The following is a 15,720-nucleotide window of genomic DNA, read 5'->3' on the forward strand; positions in this document are numbered from 1 at the left end:
TATTCTGTTCGGAGCGGCGATCCGCCGCCCCGATTATCCGGTTAGAAGCGGAAGGTTGCGGTGGCGACCACCTGACGTTCTGCGCCCCAATAGCAGGCGTAGTCGCGATAGCAGCTTGAAACGTAAGTCTTGTCAAACAGGTTGTTGATATTGACGCCAACTGACGAGCCCGGCAGACCAAAACGCGCCAGATCGTATTTGATGGTCGCATCCACCAACGTGTAATCCGGTACTTTAAAGGTGCTGTTGTCACTGTTAAAGGATGAGCTGGAACCCACATAGCGCACGCCGGAACCCAGAGTCAGACCGCTGACTAGCGTTTCGTGGAAGCTGTAGTCCGCCCACAGCGAGGCCATATGTTTAGGGATCTCGGTGGTTGGCTTGCCCTGATAAGTGTTGTCCCTGGTGTATTTCGCGTCGGTGTAGGTGTAGGAAGCGATCAGGTTGACGTTGGCATTCAACGCCGCCTTGGCCTCCAGCTCTACGCCGCGCGAACGGATCTCGCCGCTCTGAACGCTGAACTGTGCGTTATCCGGGTCCGGCGTCAGGTTGTTGTTTTTGGTCAGCTGGTACAGTGCCCCGGTCAGAACAACAGGACGATCCTTCGGCACGTATTTCACGCCGGCTTCATACTGTTTGCCAATCGACGGGATAAACGTCTGCCCGTTCGCGGAGGTGTCCAGCGTCGGTTCAAATGACTCGCTGTAGCTGAAATACGGCGTGATACCGTTATCGAACAGATAGTTCAGACCGCCGCGCCAGGTGAACTGGCCGTCCGAGCGTTCGTTGGTGTAATTATCGATGCGGTTATTGGCCGAGGTTTTGGCCCAGTCATAACGGCCGCCCAGCGTCAGCAACCATTGGTTCCACTCGCCCTGCTCCTGCACGTACAAGCCAGTCTGTTCCTGACGGTTCAGATAGTTATACGGGAAGGTGACGGTGGTGTCGTCGTTGCCGTATTGCGGATCGGTCATGCTCAGGCTGCTTGCAGAACCGAAGCCGGAGTTGATGTCATTGCGCATGCGCGAATAGTCGACGCCAAACAGCAGGGTATGGTCGACATCGCCGGTTTTCAGCCTTGCCTGCGCCTGCGTATCCACCGAGAAACTGTTCAGATGCTCCTTCGACTGCACATAGGCGCGGTTCAGCGAGGTCGGAGCCGTCGCGCTAACGCCGCTGCCATAGATGCTCTTCATGTCGCTTTCCAGCTGCATGTAACGCAGGTTCTGGCGCACCGCCCAGGTATCGTTGAACGCATGTTCGAAGCTATAGCCGATCATACGCTGCTTGCGCGCAAAGTAATTGCTTGCTTCACCATCGTTGAAACTGGTTGGCAGCTTGCTGCCATCCGGCAGCGGGATCAGCGTGCCCTGCTTCGGCAACCAGCCGTAGAAGCCGGTATAGGGATCGTTTTGGATATTGGCCAACAGCGTAAAGTTGGTCCTGTCATCCGGCCGCCAACTGAATGACGGCGCAATCGCATAGCGCTTCTCTTTCGCCATGTTCTGCTGCGCATCGCTGTCTTTCGCCAGGCCGGTCAAACGGTAGGAATAGACGCCGTTATCATCCAGCACATCGCTGAAGTCAAAGCCGGTCTGGAACAGATTGTCGGTGCCCATTTTGAACTGGATTTCATGCAGCGGTTCGGTGGTTGGCCGCTTGCTGACCAGCGCCACCAGCCCACCCGGACTGCTCTTGCCGTACAGCACCGATACCGGGCCGCGCAGCAGTTCCGCTCGCTCGAGGAAATAAGGATCGACCGAAGCTTCGGTATAGTTGTCGCCCTGCAGGCGCAGGCCGTCCAGATACTGGTTGGTATTCACCGCCGGGAAACCGCGAATGGCCACCGAATCATAGGTGGTGGAGCTGCCACGGCTGGCATAAACCCCTGGCGCATAAGCCAACGCGCCTTTCACCGTATCCGGCTGGCGCATGTCCATCTCTTCACGCGTGACCACGGAAACCGACTGCGGATTCTTTTCAATCGGCGTATCGGTTTTGGTACCGGTGGCGCTGTGCTTGGCCACGTAGGTGCCGACCGGCCCCCAGGCGCTTTCCTGTTGCGGCTGGCTGCTGCCCACCACGGTAAGGGTGTCTTCCCTGTCTGGCGGATTGGCTTCGGCAGAAAATGCCGGCATCGCCAGCGTACCCAACGCGGCAGCGATAGTGATCGCTAACCCACTAACGGGAGAACGGCCCTTCATGGCTCGTGATGAAGTTGGACGCTTGGTCGGCATAGGTGGTTTCTCTGATGAATTATTTGATAACGAATGTAAACGATAATAATTATTATAAGCGACGCATTTTATGCAGAAGCCAAATTAAACTGCAAGTCGAATTCAGCCAGTAAATAGGTGGGGATTCACCGTTTAGTCGCATTAACTGAATGGAAATAAAGCGAGCAAAAATAAAAAAGCCCGCAACTGACGTTACGGGCCTGCAACAAAAAACTTTTCTACCACGGGGATTAGTCGGTCGCCAACTTACTGCCCTTGACCGAACATGTCCTTGATCCAGCCGGCGACGCCGTCGCCGTCTTTTTGCTCACCCGCCTGTTGCTGCTGTTGCTGTTGTTGCTGTTGTTGCTGCTGCTGAGCAGCCTGGCTTGCCTGGCACAACCCTTGCGGATTATCAGTCCACACCGGGATGCTACGCCCACCGCCGCCACAGACAAAGTTACCGCCGGAGTCGATGCCAATCTGGTTGATACCTTCCGGCGGCTGCAGCATCAGCGGCAGCGGCGTCTGGTTTTCCAGGTAACGGCGATAGAGAGTCAGCGCACCGTTGGCACCGGTCAGCTTGGCCGGGCCGTTGTTATCACGGCCAACCCAGGCGATAGCCACTTCTTTACCGTCGATACCGGCAAACCAGCTGTCGCGCAGATCGTTGGTGGTACCGGTTTTCGCCGCCAGATTGTAGTTGGGGAACTTCACCGACAGAGAACGTGAGGTCCCGCGCGCTACGCCCTGTTGCATGGCGTACAACGTCAGGTAAGCAGCCTGAGCCGGTACCATGCGTTCCGCCTGCGGGAAGCTCTGGTACAGCACCGCACCGTCTTCCGCGATCACCGAACGCACCGCAGACAGCGGCGCACGGTTGCCGCCGCTGGCGATGGTTTGGTATTCCTGCGCCACTTCCATCGGCGTCAGGCCAATCGCCCCCAGCAGCATCGAAGGCACCGGATTGATTTCCGCTTTCGGAATACCCAGGCGCTGCAGAGTGGCACTGATTTGATCCAGTCCGACCGCCATACCCAGATTCACCGTCGGCACGTTGAGCGAGAAGGCCAGGCCATCCACCAGCATCACCTGCCCGCGGAATTTGCGGTCGTAGTTGTTCGGCTGCCACAGGCTGCCATTCGGTTGTTTCAGCGACAGCGGCTGGTCCGCCAGCCAGGTATTCAGGCGGTATTTGTCCGGCTCGGAAAGCGCGGTCAGGTAGGTTGGCGGCTTGGCCAGCGACCCGACCAAGCGACGCGCCTGCATCGCACGGTTAAAACCGGCGAACTGCGGATTGGCACCGCCGACCATGGCGCGCACCTCACCGCTGAAGCGATCGACAATCACCATCGCCGCTTCCAGATCTTTTACGTGGCGGGCGGCACGCAGCGCCGGAATGCCGTCTTCGACCGCTTTTTCCGCCGCATCCTGAGAAACCGGATCCAGCGTAGTGAAGATTTTCACTCCGGACAGGTCGTTCACCTTGTCGCCCAGCTTGGCCTGCAGTTCCTGACGCACCATCTGCATAAACGCCGGCTGCGGCGTGATCACCCCACCTTTCGGCTGCACGCCCAGTGGCCTTGCGCTGAGCATGTTGTACAGCTCGGCGTCGATCACCCCCTGGTTTTGCAACAGCTTGAGCACCAGGTTACGGCGCTCCAGCGCCAGCGTCGGGTTGCGCCAAGGGTTATACAGCGACGCACCTTTCACCATCCCCACCAGCAACGCTTGCTGATCCAGGCTCAGTTCATCCACCGGACGGCCGAAGTAATACAGGCTGGCCAACGGGAAACCGCGGATCTGGTCGCTGCCGCTCTGACCGAGGTACACCTCGTTCAGATACAGCTCAAGAATACGGTCCTTGCTGTAACGGTAATCTACCAGCAGCGCCATATAGGCTTCGTTGGCCTTACGCCATAGCGAGCGTTCGTTGGTCAGGAACAGGTTCTTCACCAACTGCTGCGTCAGAGTACTGCCGCCCTGCACCGCGCGCCCGGCGGTCAGGTTCGCCAGCACCGCTCGGCCGATGGAGTACGGGCTGATGCCGTCATGCTCGTAGAAATGACGGTCTTCGGTGGCAATCAGCGTATCCACCAGCAGGTCCGGGAAACCGGCGCGCGGCACGAACAGACGCTGTTCGCCGTTCGGTGACTGCAGCATGGTGATCAGGCGCGGATCGAGACGGAAGAACCCGAAGTTACGTTGGTTCTCCATGTTCTCGATTTTCGCCAAACGGTTGTTCTGGAAATCCAGGCGGGCGTGGATCTGCCCCTCTTTACCATCCGGGAAGTCAAACGGGCGGCGCAGCATCTCGATGCTGTTGGCCTGCACGGTAAATTCGCCCGGACGGGTCATGCGGCTAACCTGACGGTATTGCATGCCCTCCAGCAGATCGACCATTTCCTTCTTGCTGTACGGCATGCCCGGTTCCAGGTTGACCATGCGGCCATAGACCGCCGCCGGCAACTGCCAGACCTTGCCGTCAATGCGGCTGCGGATCTGCGAATCCAGGTACACGCCGTAGATCGCCAACAGAACCGCGACCACCAGAATCAGTTTGATAAGCAGGCCAAGCCAACGGCGTTTTTTACGCGGCGGAGTCGCTTTTACCTTACGCGGCACGCTTTCCTCCTCGTCTTCATATTCATCATCTTGCTGATCGTCTTCCTCGTAATCATCATAATCGTCGTCTCGGCGACGGCGCGGCGGCTTGCCCGACGCGGTGCGTTTCGGTTGTTTCCCTTTGCGCCCGATGGGCTCGCGGTCATCCCCAGCCATTGCTGTCATTCTCCAGACTTGGCGGCACTGCCGGCCATTATTAGTCGCTTAATCTGTCCCGACGCCAGGCCGCTGAACAGAAGAAACATCTGAATTCATTTACTGATATTTTTTCGTGCGCCGCGTGGGGGCGGTATTCGCCGGATCATCCGGCCACACGTGCTTCGGGTAGCGCCCTTTCATCTCTTTCTGCACTTCCCGGTAGGCGCCTTGCCAAAACGCCGCCAAATCGCCGGTGATTTGCAGCGGCCGGTGTGCCGGTGAGAGTAACTCAAGCACCACCGGGATGCGACCCTCGGCCAGCATTGGGCTACGCTGTTCACCGAACACTTCCTGTAAACGCACCGCCAGCGCCGGCGATTTGCCGGCATCATAGCGAATCGGCAAACGGCTGCCGGTCGGCACAGTGTAATGAGTGGGCAACGCATTATCCAGCCGCTGCTTTTGCTGCCAGTCCAGCAGGCGCGCAAGGGCTTCGGCGATATTGACCTGCTTCAGCCCGCGCATATCGCGTACGCCGCTCAGGGAAGGCAGCAACCATTGCTCCAGCCGATCCAGCAGCGACTCGTCATCGACAGGCGGCCAGGCGGCTTCCGGCAACCAGTTTTGCGCGCACTGCAAACGCAGACGCAGCTGTTCGGCGGCGGGATCCCAGTTGAGCACCGCGATACCCTGAGCGCGTACCCAATTGAGCAGCGCCAGTTGCAACTCTTCGTCGGCCGGTTTGGCCAACGGCTGCGCCCGCAGCGTCAGACGGCCAATCTGCTGGCGCTTCCAGGCGCGCAACGTACCCTTTTCTTCATCCCACTCCACCGCGGTCTGCTGGGAAACGATCGCCGGCAGTTGCGCCGCCAATGCATCAATCTCCACCGGCAGCGCCAGCAGAATGCGCGCATCGGGACTGTTGTGGCCCTGCAGCAGGCTTGGCGCGATCAGCCAGGCCGCACGCGACAACGCCTCATCCTGATTCATCGCCGCCCCCATGCCATTGGCCAGCAGGTAACGGCCATCCTGACCGCGCCGCTGGGCGATGCGATCGGTAAACGCCAACGCCAGCAGGCGCGGAGCCATCTCGACGTCAATCTGCCCGCTGCGCGGCGGCAAACGCCGCGCTAACTGGGCGGCACGGCGCTGCCAATTCGGCTGCGGACGGCTCAGCCAGTAGCCGATATCCATCTGTCCGCTGCGTGGTGGCTCTTCCAGCAACGCCGCCAGCGCGGCAGCTGTCGCCAATCCATCCGCTCCCTGCTCTGTGCCGTAGGTCAGCATCGCCGCCAGCCGGGGCTCACAGCCCAGCATAGCCATCTGCCGGCCTCGTGCGGTTAATTTATCGGCTTCGTCGGTGGCGCCGAGACGCAGCAGCAGCCTTTTTGCCGCTGCCAGTGCCGTTTCCGGCGGCCGATCGAGCCAGGTCAGTTGCCCAACGTCATGGCAGCCCCACTGCAACAACTCCAGCCAAAAACCGGCGAGATCGCTTTGCAGGATTTCAGGTTCGGCGTGTTCCGCTGCGCGTTCAGCCTGCTCTTTGGCAAACAGGTGCCAGCAAATACCCGGCTCCAAGCGCCCGGCACGGCCGGCGCGCTGGATCATCGACGCCTGGCTGATGCGCTGCGTCACCAGCCGCGTCAGGCCGTTACGCACGTCATAACGCGCCACGCGTTCCAACCCGCTGTCCACCACCAGCCGAATGCCTTCGATGGTCAGGCTGGTTTCTGCAATATTGGTCGCCAGCACCACCTTGCGGCGCCCGGCCGGCGACGGTTGAATCGCTTTTTGCTGCTGTGCCAGCGGCAAGGCGCCATACAGCGGGCACAGGTCGGTATCGGCCGCCACTTCACCGTTCAACCGCTCCAGCACCCGATTGATTTCCGCCACGCCGGGCAGGAACAGCAGCAGCGATCCGCCCTGTTCGGACAGCAGACGTTTCACTGCCGCCGCCACACCGTCCTCCAGCCGTTGATGACTGGCCAATGGCTGATATTGGCGTTCAACCGGGAAGCTGCGTCCCTCGGACACCACCACCGGCGCTTGCGGCAGCAGCTGCGTCATACGGGCATTATCCAGCGTCGCCGACATAATCAGCAGTTTGAGATCGTCTCGCAGCCCCTGTTGCACGTCCAGCAACAGCGCCAACGCCAGATCGGCCTGCAGGCTGCGTTCATGGAATTCATCGAGGATCACCAGCGAGACGCCCTGCAGCTCGGCGTCCTGCTGCAGCATACGGGTGAGAATGCCTTCGGTTACCACTTCCAGCCGGGTATGCGGCCCGCTTTTGCTTTCGGCGCGCATGCGGTAACCCACGGTCTGGCCCGGCTCTTCTCCCAACTGTTGCGCCAACCGATACGCCACGTTTTTCGCCGCCAACCGGCGCGGCTCCAGCATGATGATGCGGCCCGGCAGCCCGGCTTTAGCCAGGATCTGCAGCGGCAACCAGGTCGATTTACCGGCGCCGGTGGGCGCGTGCAGCAACACCTGCGGGGCGGATTGCAACGCAGTGAGCAATTCATCAAGAACCGCACTGACGGGCAGTGAAGACACAGAACTCTCCGTGGTGGTTAACATTGGGCGGCGCACATTGTAGCATTAGACTCTGCGTTTCATTCACTTGCCGGGTATCTATGTCCAGTTCGCGCCGCCTGTTTTTCGCCCTGACCTTGCCTGATGCGTTACAGCAACAGGTGATCCGCTGGCGCGCCGAAGCTTTCACGCCCGAAGCAGGTCGGCCAGTCGCCGCGGCTAACCTGCACCTGACGCTGGCGTTTCTCGGTGACGTCAGCGCGCAAAAGGAAACGGCGCTGAAAAAGTTGGCCGGTCGCATTAGCCAACCCGGCTTCAGCATGGTGCTGGACGATCTTGGCCACTGGCCGCGTCCTGGCGTGGTGTGGCTTGGTACGCGCCGCGCGCCGCGAGGGGTTCTGCAGCTTGCCGAATTGTTGCGATCGCAGGCGGCCCGCAGCGGCTGCTACCAAAGCCCGATGCCGTTTCATCCGCACATCACCCTGCTGCGCTCTGCGACGCAGCCGGTAGCCGTACCGCCCGCAACGCCGGGCTGGACCTTCAGCGCTGACGCCTTCGCCCTGTACCAGTCGGTATTTGAAAACGGCCGCACGCGTTATCACCCGCTTGAACAATGGCCTTTAGCCCATCAGGATACCCCATGATTTTCACCCCACCGCTGCGTTGCGCCACGCTGATTAAACGTTACAAACGTTTTCTGGCCGACGTGATAACCCCAGAAGGCGAAACCTTCACCCTGCACTGCGCCAACACGGGTGCCATGACCGGTTGCGCCACCCCGGGCGATACCGTTTGGTATTCCACTTCGGATAACGCCAAGCGCAAATACGCCCACAGCTGGGAGCTGACGCACACCCAACAAGGGGATTGGATCTGCGTCAACACCCTGCGCGCCAACGGATTGGTGCGCGAAGCCATTGAACAGAATTTAATCAACGAATTATCCGGTTACAGTAAAATCATCGGCGAAGTAAAATATGGCAGTGAAAACAGCCGTATCGATTTGTTATTACAGGCAGAAAATAGGGTTAACTGCTATATTGAAGTTAAGTCAGTCACATTACTGCAACAACAACGTGGTTACTTCCCTGATGCGGTAACGCTCAGAGGACAAAAGCACCTGCGTGAGTTGCTCAGTGTGGTTGAAAGTGGGCAGCGGGCGGTTTTGTTTTTTGCCGTGTTACATAGCGGAATCGGACAGGTCGCACCGGCACATCATATAGATGAGCGTTATGCGGCACTGTTGGCACAGGTTCGGCAGTTGGGAGTAGAAGTTGTTTGTTATGGGGCTAAATTATCACCTGACGGTATATCTCTCTGCGATAAGTTACCGTTTTTTATCGATTAGCGACACCGGGCACCAATAATTCAACAACCGGTCATCGCGTCGCCAAATACGCCTTCCTTCACACCATTGTCAAGCAGGCGACAGGAATAATTGCCAACCTACCTTCCATCTGTTATTTATAGCGGCCTGTTTTTCCCCCGCATTGGGGATTCGATAGTGCGTGTGTATGTAGGAGAAGCAACATGCAAGAAGGGCAAACCCGTAAAACCTCGTCCTTGAGCATTCTCGCCATCGCTGGGGTGGAGCCGTACCAAGAGAAGCCGGGCGAAGAGTACATGAACGTCGCCCAGTTGAAGCATTTCAAGCTTATTCTTGAAGCGTGGCGCAACCAGCTCAGGGACGAAGTGGACCGTACTGTATCGCATATGCAAGACGAAGCGGCCAACTTCCCGGATCCGGTAGATCGTGCCGCGCAGGAAGAAGAGTTCAGCCTTGAACTGCGTAACCGCGACCGTGAACGCAAACTGATCAAAAAGATCGAGAAAACGCTGAAGAAAGTAGAAGACGAAGATTTCGGCTACTGCGAATCCTGCGGCGTGGAGATTGGCATTCGTCGCCTTGAAGCGCGTCCGACTGCCGATTTGTGCATCGACTGCAAGACCCTGGCAGAAATCCGCGAAAAGCAGATGGCCGGCTAATACAGTTACTCTAAATGATTGGAACTGCATCACGGCGGCAAGAATGTGCATCCCGATGAGCTTACAGAAGTCAAGTGATTTGGGTAAGCAGGCGCAGCCAACACAGATGCAGTTTCAAGCATAACGAGTATGTTACCGCTGTGGCGCACGCTCCAATGTGCGCCGCACAGAGAAAAGGGAAAGTTTCCCCTCTGATATGCAAGAAAGTCATTATGTGGGGCGCTTTGCCCCATCGCCTTCCGGAGATCTGCATTTCGGCTCGCTGATTGCCGCTCTGGGAAGCTACCTCCAGGCTCGTGCCCAACGCGGGCAGTGGCTGGTTCGCATTGAAGATATTGACCCCCCGCGCGAAGTCGCCGGTGCGGCCGTCCGTATCTTATCCGCACTGGAACGTTATGGTCTCCTCTGGGACGGCCAGGTCATCTATCAGTCCCAACGTCACGAAGCCTACCGCGCAACCCTGGATCAGCTGCAACAACAGGGGCTTAGCTATTTCTGCAATTGCACCCGCAGTCGTATCCAGCAAATTGGCGGTCTGTATGACGGCCACTGCCGTGATTTGCATCTTGGCCCGCAAGGCGCCGCTATCCGTTTACGTCAATCCGCACCGGTTTACGCCTTTCACGATCGCCTTCAGGGCGAGTTGCGGGCCGATCCGGCTCTGGCGCGGGAAGATTTTATCATTCGCCGACGCGATGGGTTGTTTGCCTATAATTTGGCAGTGGTGGTTGACGACCATTTCCAGGGCGTGACCGAAATCGTGCGCGGCGCCGATCTGATTGAACCGACGGTGCGCCAGATTGCGCTGTATCATCAGTTGCAGGCGCCGGTCCCCGCCTATGTGCATCTGCCGCTGGCTCTGGGTGCAAACGGCATCAAGTTGTCGAAGCAAAATCATGCGCCCGCGCTGCCCGAAGGCGATCCGCGCCCGGTGTTGATCGCCGCGCTGAAATTTCTGCGTCAACCGCTGCCGGAAAGCTGGCAAGATCTTGACCTGTCGTTATTATTGAGCTGGGCTATAGCACACTGGACGTTAGAAAATGTGCCGCGCCAGGTGGATGAAAACACATCGGCATTCTCAAAGGAGCCATGGTGAGCTATGATTAGCCGCTATTTTTTGTTAGCTCCATTTTTATCAGTCACTATCGAGGTGTACCATTTTTACCCGAGTAGCCAATTTCTGCCGTAAGGTACTAATCCGCGATGACAAGCTGCCCCGCGATGATGCGCCGGTCAGCGATAAAAACGTAGTCCGCGAAGAAAGCGTGGCCGCTGAACAGCCTGCCGCGCCGCAACAACATCGGCGTACCGAAAGCGGCAGAGAAACCCCTGCCCGCCGGCCGACACCGCGTAAGCGCCCTCCTTTTCCCGCAGCAGAGGGTACCGGCCCCATGACCGTGATCCCACGAGATCAGCATTCAATCTCACGCAAAGACATCAGCGAGAATGCGCTGAAGGTATTGTACCGCCTGAACAAATCCGGCTACGAAGCCTATCTGGTCGGTGGCGGCGTGCGTGACCTGTTGCTCGGCAAAAAGCCGAAAGATTTCGACATCACCACCAACGCCACGCCGGACCAGGTGCGCAAGCTGTTCCGCAACTGTCGCCTGGTCGGCCGCCGTTTCCGTCTGGCGCACGTGATGTTCGGGCCGGAAATCATTGAGGTTGCCACCTTCCGCGGCCACCACGAGCAGCAAACGCCGGAATCTGACAAAAATTCGTCCCAGCAAGCCCAAAACGGCATGCTGCTGCGCGATAACATCTTCGGTTCGATTGAAGAAGATGCTCAGCGCCGCGACTTCACCATCAACAGCCTGTATTACGGCGTGGCGGACTTCACCCTGCGCGATTACGTCGACGGTATGCGTGACCTGCAGCAGGGCGTGATTCGCCTGATCGGCGATCCGGAAACCCGCTACCGCGAAGATCCGGTGCGCATGCTGCGCGCGGTGCGCTTTGCCGCCAAGCTGGACATGAGCATCAGTGACGAAACCGCCGAGCCTATCCCACGCCTGGCTTCGTTGCTGCATGAGATCCCGCCGGCGCGTCTGTTTGAGGAATCACTCAAGCTCCTGCAGGCGGGTTACGGTTATCCAACCTATTTGAAGCTGTGCGAATACCAGCTGTTCCAGCCGCTGTTCCCACAGATAGCACGCCACTTTACGCCTACCCACGACACGCCGATGGAACGTATTTTGGTGCAGGTGCTGAAGAACACCGATTATCGGCTGCAGAACGACATGCGCGTCAATCCGGCGTTCCTGTTTGCTGCTATGCTTTGGTATCCGCTGCTGGAACATGCGCAGAAACTGGCGCAGGAGAGCGGGCTGGCGTATTACGACGCCTTCGCGCTGGCGATGAATGACGTGCTGGACGAACAGTGTCGTTCACTGGCGATCCCGAAACGCATCACCACGCTGGTTCGCGATATCTGGCAATTGCAGCTGCGCCTGTCTCGCCGGCAGGGCAAGCGTGCGCACAAGCTGATGGAACACCCGAAATTCCGCGCCGCTTACGATCTGCTGGCGCTGCGCGCCGAAGTGGAAGAAAACCAGGAAATGCTGCGTCTGACCGAATGGTGGGGTGAGTTCCAGGAAGCCACGCCGGCGCGTCAGAAAACCATGTTGAGCACTTTGGGTGACGACCCCGCGCCACGCCGCGCGCGTCAGCGTCGCCCTCGCCGCCGGACGCCGCGTAAAGAAGGAGCATAATGATCCGCGTTTATATCGCGCTGGGCAGTAATCTGGCGCAACCGCTGCAACAGGTGAAAGCCGCACTGGAGGCGCTGGAGCATCTTCCGCGCACCCGGTTGATCCTCTGTTCGTCGTTTTACCGCACCAAGCCGCTGGGGCCGCAGAACCAGCCGGACTTTCTCAATGCGGTGGTGGCGCTGGATACCTTGCTGCCCGCCGAACAACTGCTCGATCATACCCAAGCGATAGAACGCAATCAGGGCCGCGTGCGCAAAGATGAGCGCTGGGGCCCGCGCACCCTGGATCTGGACATCATGCTGTATGGCGAGCAGGTTATTCATACCGATCGCCTGACAGTGCCGCACTACGGCCTGAAAGAACGCGAGTTCATGCTCTACCCGCTGGCGGAAATCGCCCCCGAGTTGGTGTTCCCGGACGGTGAGTCGCTGGCCAGTTGCCTGAAACGCGTGCCGGAGAACGGCATGGAACTGTGGCATCAGCCCAAGCAAAAAGCCTGAATCGGGCGCAACATGCGCCCCCTACAACATCACCTTGGCAATAAATCCGCCTTCTGCCCGATTGGCAAAGCTGATCTTCAGCCCGTGCAAACCGGCGATGCGCTGTACAATAGACAGCCCCAGTCCGCTGCCGGTTTGCTCCTGACCCGGCGGACGATAAAAACGCTCCCCCAGCCGCGCCAGATGTTCCGTAGTGACGCCAGGCCCATTGTCTTCAACCGTCAGCAAGCGCTCTGCAAGCCTCACAGTGACGGTGCCGCCCGCAGGCGTGTAACGTACCGCATTGTCCACCAAATTACGCACCAGCAGCGACAGCAGCAGTGCTTGCCCCTGTAACGGCGCCGGTATGCCCTGTTGTTCGTAACGCAGTGTCACGCCGGCGGCATAAGCGTGGCGATCCTGCTCCGCCAGGGTCATCGGCACCAGTTGGCTCCAGTCGACCGGCTCCAAATCGGCCAGATCCGACAGTGAATCCAGCCGCGACAGCGTCAGCAACTGATCGACCAAGTGGGTGGCGCGATCGATGCTCACCGTCAGATTGTCCAGCGCATGCTCGCGCATCGGCTCGTCGTCACCGGCCAATTGCACCACTTCCGTCTGCACCCGCAGCGCCGCCAACGGACTGCGCAACTCATGGGCGGCGTCTGAGGTAAAACGCCGCTCACGCACCAGCAGCGCGTTGATGCGCGTAAACAACGCGTTCAGCGCATCCACCAGCGGCCTGACTTCGGTCGGTACCTGACGCGCATCCAACGGCGTAGCGTCGTCCGGCGCGCGTTTGCGCAGCCCGGCGGCCACCGCGCGCAATGGCCGCAGTTCACGCCCCACCATCAGCGCAATCAACAGCATCAAAATCGGTAACGTCACCAGCCACGGCACCCATTGCCCGGTTACCATGCCCAGCGCCATATCCCGCCGGTAATCCCACTCCTGCCCGACCACGATACGATAGCGGCCGTCCGGGCTGGTCAGCCACAGCAGCCGCCAGCTGTCGTCGTCGCCTCGCCGTTCGCCATCGATAAAGCCTTCGCGCTCGCCGTCAAAGCGGAAATCCGCGCCGTTTTCACCGTCATTGAGCAGCATCTTGCCGTTAGGGTCGAAGATGGCGAACGCCAATGCGTCGTCATCCTGCTTGCCCCGCTTGCCGTGATGCACCAGCTTCTTGGTTTTCGGCAGGCTACGCACGCTTTCGTCGGCCAGCAGATCACCCAGATTGGCGGTCGCCAGGCGCTTGGCGAAGAGCATCTGCTGGGTATCAAACACTTCATTGATGTTGTTGCGCGTCATCATCCACGCCACCAGACTGGCGGCACACCAGGTCACCAGCGCCAGCAGGCTGAAAATCAGGATCAGCCGCAACCGCAAACTGAGATGTTTCACGATGCCTCCCCCAACGTATAGCCCACGCCGTGAATGGTGCGGATAAAACCGTTACCCAGCTTGCGCCGCAGATGATGGATATGCACTTCCACGGCATTACTGCTGACTTCGTCATCCCAGTTGTACAGTTTTTCCTGGATCAGCGGCCGCGCCAGCACTCGTCCCTTGTTATGCAGAAACAGCTCCAGCACCGCCAGTTCACGCGGCGTCAAGGTTACCGGCTCGCCGTTGAAGCTCACGCTGCGCGTGGCGGAGTCAAACACCAGGTTGCCATGTACCAACTGCGGCATCAGTTGACCGTGACGACGGCGGATCAACGCCTGCAAGCGCGCCGCGACTTCCGCCAGGGCAAAAGGTTTGCACAGGTAATCATCAGCGCCGCCCTGCAAGCCGCTGACGCGCTGTTCCAGCGCATCGCGCGCGGTAAGGATCAGCACCGGCACGTCATGGCCGGCCTGGCGCCACTGGCGCAACAAATCCAGCCCATCCAGGCCCGGCAGGCTGAGATCGAGGATCACCGCATCGTAAGGCGCGCTTTCCAGCGCATTTTTACCGACCAGCCCGTCGGTAAACCAGTCCAGATTAAAACCGAGCTTGGTCAACCCGGCCTTGATACCGTCACCGATTAACTTGTCATCTTCTATCAACAGAATTCGCATGCTCGTCCCTTTTTCGCTATTACATCACAAGGTTCTTAAGAACCCCTTAAGCTTCATGATCTGCGCTACCCACCCCGTTAGGGTTACAGTAGAATGACAGCACTTTTTTGCAGCCAGGGCCCTGCGCGTATCGCGCGGCTCTATTCAGGAGACGTAGTGATGAAACCCACCACCGTGACCCATTTGCGCCAGTGGAAACAGGAGCAACGCAAGTTTGCTTCACTGACCGCCTACGATGCCAGCTTTGCCAAACTGTTTGAAGAGCAAGGCGTTAAAGTGCTGCTGGTGGGCGATTCGCTGGGCATGACGCTGCAAGGCCACGACTCCACGCTGCCGGTCACCGTCGCCGACATCGCCTACCACACCCGAGCCGTACGCCGTGGTGCTCCGGCCTGTCTGCTGCTGGCTGACATGCCTTTCATGAGTTACGCCACCCCGGAACGGGCCTTCGCCAACGCCGCCGAGCTGATGCAGGCCGGCGCCAATATGGTGAAAATCGAAGGCGGCAGTTGGTTGTGCGAAACGGTGAAAATGCTCACCGAGCGCGCCGTGCCGGTGTGCGGCCATCTCGGCCTGACGCCGCAGTCGGTGAACGTATTCGGTGGCTACAAGGTGCAAGGCCGCGACGAGCTCGCCGCCAAACAACTGCTGGAAGATGCGCAAAATCTGGAGCTGGCCGGCATGCAACTGCTGGTGCTGGAGTGCGTACCGACCGAACTGGCGCGCAAGATCACCGAAGCGCTGTCCATTCCGGTGATCGGCATTGGCGCCGGCAACGTGACCGACGGCCAGATCCTGGTGATGCACGACGCATTTGGCATTACCGGCGGCCATACGCCGAAATTCGCTAAAAATTTCCTGGCGCAAAGCGGCGATATCCGCCTGGCGGTACAACAGTATATGCAGGAAGTGGAGCAAGGCGCTTACCCCGCTGAAGAACACTCTTTTAATTAAGCGATCGTTCCAGGAG

12 protein-coding genes are annotated in these 15,720 nt (G+C 59.0%); 7 read left to right on the forward strand and 5 right to left on the reverse strand.

The window, feature by feature from the left end:
• Window positions 1-41: 41 nt before the first annotated feature.
• The 3 genes from fhuA to hrpB form a co-directional block, all read right to left on the reverse strand.
• Window positions 42-2,237 carry a ferrichrome porin FhuA gene (gene fhuA, locus D4100_RS22300; RefSeq protein WP_119805272.1) on the reverse strand — a complete coding sequence of 732 codons (2,196 nt, stop codon included), beginning with the start codon at window positions 2,235-2,237 and terminating at the stop codon, window positions 42-44.
• Between the two features lie 246 nt (window positions 2,238-2,483).
• Window positions 2,484-4,997, reverse strand: a complete 2,514-nt coding sequence (gene mrcB, locus D4100_RS22305) for a bifunctional glycosyl transferase/transpeptidase (RefSeq protein ID WP_006321059.1) — start codon at window positions 4,995-4,997, stop codon at window positions 2,484-2,486.
• Between the two features lie 99 nt (window positions 4,998-5,096).
• Window positions 5,097-7,559 carry an ATP-dependent helicase HrpB gene (gene hrpB, locus D4100_RS22310; protein ID WP_244941692.1) on the reverse strand — a complete coding sequence of 821 codons (2,463 nt, stop codon included), beginning with the start codon at window positions 7,557-7,559 and terminating at the stop codon, window positions 5,097-5,099.
• Window positions 7,560-7,615: 56 nt separating this feature from the next.
• Here hrpB and thpR point away from each other — a divergent pair, with 56 nt between their 5' ends.
• The 6 genes from thpR to folK all read left to right on the forward strand — a co-directional run bounded on the left by thpR (window position 7,616) and on the right by folK (window position 12,711).
• On the forward strand, window positions 7,616-8,158 hold the full coding sequence (thpR, locus tag D4100_RS22315) for an RNA 2',3'-cyclic phosphodiesterase (protein WP_006321061.1): 543 nt from the start codon (window positions 7,616-7,618) through the stop codon (window positions 8,156-8,158).
• Entirely contained in the window at window positions 8,155-8,862 is a 708-nt protein-coding gene (sfsA, locus tag D4100_RS22320) for a DNA/RNA nuclease SfsA (RefSeq protein ID WP_006321063.1), read from the forward strand. The genes thpR and sfsA overlap by 4 nt, the downstream gene beginning before the upstream one ends.
• A gap of 182 nt (window positions 8,863-9,044) precedes the next feature.
• Entirely contained in the window at window positions 9,045-9,500 is a 456-nt protein-coding gene (gene dksA / locus D4100_RS22330; protein WP_006321065.1) for an RNA polymerase-binding protein DksA, read from the forward strand.
• Between the two features lie 196 nt (window positions 9,501-9,696).
• Window positions 9,697-10,596: a tRNA glutamyl-Q(34) synthetase GluQRS gene (gene gluQRS / locus D4100_RS22335; protein WP_006321066.1), complete on the forward strand. Its 900-nt coding sequence runs from the start codon at window positions 9,697-9,699 to the stop codon at window positions 10,594-10,596.
• 61 nt (window positions 10,597-10,657) lie between these two features.
• Complete coding sequence (gene pcnB, locus D4100_RS22340; RefSeq protein ID WP_071919926.1) at window positions 10,658-12,211, forward strand: polynucleotide adenylyltransferase PcnB; 1,554 nt, start codon at window positions 10,658-10,660, stop codon at window positions 12,209-12,211.
• Window positions 12,211-12,711, forward strand: a complete 501-nt coding sequence (folK, locus tag D4100_RS22345) for a 2-amino-4-hydroxy-6-hydroxymethyldihydropteridine diphosphokinase (RefSeq protein WP_004947882.1) — start codon at window positions 12,211-12,213, stop codon at window positions 12,709-12,711. Before pcnB ends, folK begins: the two co-directional genes overlap by 1 nt.
• Window positions 12,712-12,732: 21 nt before the next feature.
• Here folK and qseC read toward each other — a convergent pair whose 3' ends face one another.
• Together qseC and qseB are read right to left on the reverse strand one after the other, a co-directional pair.
• Window positions 12,733-14,091 (reverse strand): quorum sensing histidine kinase QseC, encoded by a 1,359-nt coding sequence (gene qseC, locus D4100_RS22350; protein ID WP_006321068.1) that lies wholly within the window; start codon window positions 14,089-14,091, stop codon window positions 12,733-12,735.
• Window positions 14,088-14,750 carry a quorum sensing response regulator transcription factor QseB gene (qseB, locus tag D4100_RS22355; RefSeq protein WP_006321076.1) on the reverse strand — a complete coding sequence of 221 codons (663 nt, stop codon included), beginning with the start codon at window positions 14,748-14,750 and terminating at the stop codon, window positions 14,088-14,090. Before qseB ends, qseC begins: the two co-directional genes overlap by 4 nt.
• 159 nt (window positions 14,751-14,909) lie before the next feature.
• On the opposite strand from qseB, the gene panB reads away from it, so the two are divergent.
• A complete protein-coding gene (panB, locus tag D4100_RS22360) occupies window positions 14,910-15,704 on the forward strand; it encodes a 3-methyl-2-oxobutanoate hydroxymethyltransferase (protein WP_119805273.1) in 795 nt (264 codons plus the stop codon).
• Window positions 15,705-15,720 lie beyond the last annotated feature (16 nt).

Origin of the sequence: Serratia inhibens, assembly GCF_003591175.1 — a bacterium.
Taxonomy (GTDB): Bacteria; Pseudomonadota; Gammaproteobacteria; order Enterobacterales; family Enterobacteriaceae; genus Serratia; species Serratia inhibens.